The following is a 4826-nucleotide window of genomic DNA, read 5'->3' on the forward strand; positions in this document are numbered from 1 at the left end:
TCGGCAATGTACTCTTCAAAACGCGCCCGCAGCGCTGATGGCAATGGTGCTGGCATAAGACATCCTCCCGGATATCTTGAATCACGCCAGCACCAATTTGGGAACCCAAAACGATTCAGACTTCAGGAAAGACGCTTTAGGCGCGCGGATAGGCCAGGGCTCCGAAATCCCCAATCGCATCCACATGTGGAAACAGATTGAGAAACAGGGATCGGATCGCGTGGCTGACCAGGCGCAGGGCGTCCGGGCCTGGGTGGTAGGTCTCAAACATGAGGCCACCCACTTTGATCACGGAGTGGCGCGACAAACACAAATGGAATGTATCGACTGCCGTGGGCGGAGCTGCTTCCACGATGCTCATCCCGTCGTGGTAGTGCTGCACCGGCACCAGCGACGGGCGGTGGGCGAGATACAGACCAGGCATCGGTGACTGCTGCAAAAGCCGTGCCGAAGGTCCGACAACCACGGTACCCATCGGTTTCGCATCGCCCAGGCTGTCGGGCATGAAACTGGTCAGACGATGGTTGCGGCCTGTGCTCTCCTGACGGGCCGGAACCAGACTGGTCGAACCTTTCCACACAAGGGTGGAGCAGGTGCCGTCTTCGGTCAGAATTTCATCGCCGGGCAGTAGATCCTCAACAGCGATGGGGCCCTGTGTGGTTTCGACCAACGCACCACGGCAAAACGCGGTAAAGGCGTTTTCAAACAAGGGCAGCGACGGCGCAATGTGGCGCTGTTCTGCGATCGACCCATCCGGCATCAGGCTCACCACATCATACCGCCGCAATTGCGGGCGCGTCCCGCTGCGCAGGGCGGCGGGATCTTTGAGGAGAGCATTGGCTTCGACCGCAGTGGCAGCTGCGCGTCGAAGGGACTGTGGAAGGGTCATGGCGAACGTGCCTCTTTCATAACTCTACTGGTACAAATGCCACCTGCGGAGCAGTCGCAGGGGCGGAACCATCCTTACTGTGATTGATGTGGCGCGCAGCTCATGCGCTCTTTGCCTTTGGTGTTTCTTCTGCTGCGCCGGTCCGGCGCGCAATCATGTCCTGACGTGTGGCCCCCCGGGTCCAGGGCAGTTGAACGTCGTTGGTCTGCGCGGCCGCAACGATTGATCTGATGAATCTGGACTTGGGTTTCATCTGGTTCTCCTGGCCGTCAATATTCGCCAATGATCGGCCCCCAACCGCGGAGGCACTGCAGCGAACACGTCCGTGCGACGATTGGCCTTTGTCCCATTGTCGGCTGTCATTGCGCCAGCATTGTGGCTGATCTGTGAAATTCAGATGCCCCGCAGCAGATCGCGCCGCCGGTTGCGGCTGGTCACACGCCGACGGGCTTCAGTCAGAACCATAGACAGACCACAGGCTGCGAGGGCCGGGGCAGACGCCCAATCAGGTCACGACAGGCGGATACAGGAAATCAGCCGACCGTAGTCTGCTTCTTTTTGGTGGGTCGCGCGGCGATAGGAGAAAAAGCGTTCCTCATCACTATAGGTGCAGTGATGGGTCCAGGTGGCTGCGGCGATCCCTGCCTGACGCAGGCTGTTCAAACCAAACGCGGGCAGATCGAACAGGTGTCGGTCGCCCTGTCCGGGTTTGAAGAACATCGCACTGTTGCTGTCGCGCGAGACAAAGCTGTCGTAGAATTCTGGCCCGACCTCATAGGCCGATTGGGAAATGCAGGGGCCAATCACCGCGTTGATGCGGCTGCGTTCCGCCCCCAGCGCAACCATCGCATCGATTGTTGCAGACAAAACGCCATCCAATGTGCCGCGCCATCCCGCATGCGCCGCGCCGATCACGCCCGCCTCTGGATCGGCAAAGAGCACTGGCTGGCAATCTGCGGTCAGGATCGACAGCGCGATCCCTGGGACATCGGTCACCATGGCATCAGCGCGGACATCACCGTGGATCTGGTCGCTGTCGTGGCTATCGATGGTCAACACATCCGCTGAATGCACCTGATGGACGCGTGCCAACCGGGTGTCTTCAACCCCCATGGCCTTGGCGACGCGGCCACGATTGATCGCAACGGCCTCGGTTTGATCGGTTGATCCGGTGCCACAATTCAACCCGGTGAAGATGCCAGAGGATGCGCCGCCTTTTCGGGTGAAGAACCCGTGATGTGTGCCCGACAGCAGGGCGGAGGTCAGCATTTCCAGCGTCATGCGTTCAATCCCGGTGGAGGTGTCAGCTGCGCCGGATAGAGCGCGAGCACTTTGAACAGGTTTCCCATTTCTTCAGGGTGCGTCAACCGCCGATGTGCAGCAACCAGCGCATCCAGATCTGCACCCGTGAGATGTTTCGCAAGGTTTTGCGCACGCCCGGTGATCCCCAGCCGTTCCAGGAAAACCCCCTGCGGGGTCACCCGGCTGAAGGCTGCGCCTGCGGCTTTGGCTGCGGCGGCAAGCGCCTCAAAATCCACATGTGTTGTCAGATCTGCGTCGCCTGGGTTGGCCAGGGGTGACTCGGACGCATGTTTGCGCAGGGCCTGCAACGTGTCGCCTTGTGATCGCCAGTCGCCATAGTCGACAATGAGCGCCGCACCGCCATGGGTCGCGATGCGCTGGGCACTCGCCGTGACAAATGGGGCAGCCGCTTCGCAGACTTCGACCAGATCGCCGTCTTTGGTGTCAGAGATCCGATGCGCGAGAGCGGACTGCGGCACCGCGGCGCCCAATCCGAACTGCAGATCGTCTTGCTCGTTCAGCCCAACCGATTTTTCACGCCACCCCGCGCCATCGCGCACAAATTGCCGCAATGGCAAAGCGTCGAAGAACTCATTGGCGATCAGAAACAACGGCTGTTCCGGCAGGTCATCAATGCTGTCGTACCAAACCGGTTGGTACTGGCCGAGCAATTCGGCCTGGCGCTGGCGCAACACTGGGGAGGCCTCCAGCAGGGCGAGCTGTGCCGCGTCATGAAAACCGGGAACAGATTTGGTCGCCCGCAGGACATCGGCCATCAAGGTGCCTCGACCAGGGCCAAGCTCTGCGAGTGTGAAAGGCGCAGGGCATCCCTGATCCATCCAGGTTTGCGCCAGACACAGCCCGATCAATTCGCCAAACATTTGGCTTATTTCCGGCGCGGTGGTGAAATCGCCAGCGGAGCCAAGCGGGTCGCGGGTGGTGTAGTAGCCGTATGTGGGATGCAACAAGGCTTCGGCCATGAAATCGGCAACCGAAAGGGGCCCCTCGGTGCGAATGCGGGCTTTGATATGATGCAGCAGCGTCACGCGGAAACCTGCTGCATTTTACGGGCCCGCTGGATGAGCCATGCGCCAATTGCGAGCATCGGAATGCATAGGATCTGGCCCATGGTCAGCCCATAGCCATTTATCGCCAGCGCAAGGCCCAGTGGGTTATCCGCCGTGACAAACTGGGCATCGGGCTGGCGAAAGAACTCCACCAGAAACCGTGCGGCGCCGTAGCCTGCAAAGAAAACGCCCGCCACAAGGCCCGGTTTTTGCAAGGCTTGGCGGCGATGGACCAGCCACAAGAGGGCAACGCCAAGCACCAGCCCCTCCAGTGCCGCCTCATAGAGCTGGGAGGGATGTCGGGCGCACAGCTCGCCGATGGCTTGGCCGCACGCCTGGGCTGCCTGTCCGGGAAAGACGACCCCCCATGGGGCATCGGTTGCGCGCCCCCACAGTTCGGCGTTGTTAAAATTTGCCAGCCGCCCCAACAGCAGTCCGGGAGGCACGACATGGGCGACGAGATCCGCCATCTGCAAGCTTGGTATGTCGTGCCGTTTCGCATAAAGCCAGCTGGCCAGGATCACCCCGAGCAGCCCGCCGTGGAATGCCATGCCACCCTGCCAGATGCGCAGGATTTCTATCGGATGCTGCAGGTAATACCCGGGCTGATAAAACAGCACATACCCCAAGCGTCCGCCCAAAATGACCCCGAGAATGATCCAGGTCAGCAGGTCTTCGACTTGTGCGGGTTTCATCGGAGGGGTGTTGCCCGGCCACAGCGTTGCCTGGCGCAATGCCATCACAGCCAGCCGCCAAGCGATCAAAATGCCGACAATATAGGCGAGGGCATACCAGCGCAGGGCGAACTCGCGGCCAAACAGCTCGAGCGAGAAAACAATGGGGGAGAGATCGGGGAAGGGGATCATCAATGCTTGCATAGGTTTTGAGTGCCTGTCTGTGTTCAGAAGGTCAACGCCTTGCCGCGGTGCCTCTTGTCGCCCATATAGGGAACAAGGCCCATATGGAGAAGACAATGCAGACTCGCAACAAGATCATGGACGATATTTCTCAGCTGATGACAAATGCGATGGGTGTGGCCCATGGTGCACGGGAAGAAGCTGAAACCGCAATGAAGAGCCTGATCGACCGCTGGCTCGCAGATCGCGATTTTGTGACCCGCGAAGAGTTTGATGCTGTGCGGGCGATGGCGCAGAAGGCGCGCGAAGAAAACGAGGCACTGAAGGCACGCCTTGATGCGCTTGAGGCCGGTCAAAAAGGCTGATCCGCACCGCTGGGACCCACAGCCAGCTGTTGCCACCGAAGTCGCGCCGCCCGCATTGGGCGGCGTTTTGTTTTTTGTGCGCTTCACTACTGCTCATGCGCTGAGCGTCAGGCATTTTTGGTTTTGGCCGTTACCTCACGGTCAACACGATATTTTGCGGGTGCGTTTCATTCGTCCACAACTTATCGCAGTTATCCCCAAATAAAGGGTGTCGAGAACATTCTGAATTGTCCGGTGTAGGTAACATGCCAATTGTCCGCTTCAGTTAGTACCGCAGCAGCCCAAATCGGAACGAGCCGTAGGCGACTGGAGATTTGGGCTGCTGCGTTCGCACGCGTCGAAGCGG

Annotated in this window: 6 protein-coding genes; 1 reads left to right on the forward strand and 5 read right to left on the reverse strand. The window is 59.8% G+C overall.

Features of this window, described 5'->3' with window-relative positions:
* Window positions 1–136: 136 nt before the first annotated feature.
* From Q0C28_RS05420 to lgt, 5 genes are all read right to left on the reverse strand, one after another.
* Window positions 137–889 carry a Hint domain-containing protein gene (locus tag Q0C28_RS05420; RefSeq protein ID WP_293573634.1) on the reverse strand — a complete coding sequence of 251 codons (753 nt, stop codon included), beginning with the start codon at window positions 887–889 and terminating at the stop codon, window positions 137–139.
* Window positions 890–989: 100 nt separating this feature from the next.
* The gene (locus Q0C28_RS05425; protein ID WP_293573635.1) at window positions 990–1142 is read right to left on the reverse strand and encodes a hypothetical protein; all 153 of its coding nucleotides are present in this window, start codon (window positions 1140–1142) and stop codon (window positions 990–992) included.
* Between the two features lie 257 nt (window positions 1143–1399).
* A complete protein-coding gene (pgeF, locus tag Q0C28_RS05430) occupies window positions 1400–2170 on the reverse strand; it encodes a peptidoglycan editing factor PgeF (protein ID WP_293573636.1) in 771 nt (256 codons plus the stop codon).
* On the reverse strand, window positions 2167–3237 hold the full coding sequence (locus tag Q0C28_RS05435; RefSeq protein WP_293573637.1) for an SAM-dependent methyltransferase: 1071 nt from the start codon (window positions 3235–3237) through the stop codon (window positions 2167–2169). Before Q0C28_RS05435 ends, pgeF begins: the two co-directional genes overlap by 4 nt.
* A complete protein-coding gene (gene lgt / locus Q0C28_RS05440) occupies window positions 3234–4136 on the reverse strand; it encodes a prolipoprotein diacylglyceryl transferase (protein WP_293573638.1) in 903 nt (300 codons plus the stop codon). The genes Q0C28_RS05435 and lgt overlap by 4 nt, the downstream gene beginning before the upstream one ends.
* Before the next feature lie 95 nt (window positions 4137–4231).
* Between lgt and Q0C28_RS05445 the strand changes: the two genes are divergently transcribed.
* Window positions 4232–4480 (forward strand): accessory factor UbiK family protein, encoded by a 249-nt coding sequence (locus Q0C28_RS05445; protein ID WP_293573639.1) that lies wholly within the window; start codon window positions 4232–4234, stop codon window positions 4478–4480.
* The last annotated feature ends 346 nt before the right edge of the window (window positions 4481–4826 follow it).

It is taken from the genome of Phaeobacter sp. (assembly GCF_022825805.1).
Lineage (GTDB): Bacteria > Pseudomonadota > Alphaproteobacteria > Rhodobacterales > Rhodobacteraceae > Phaeobacter.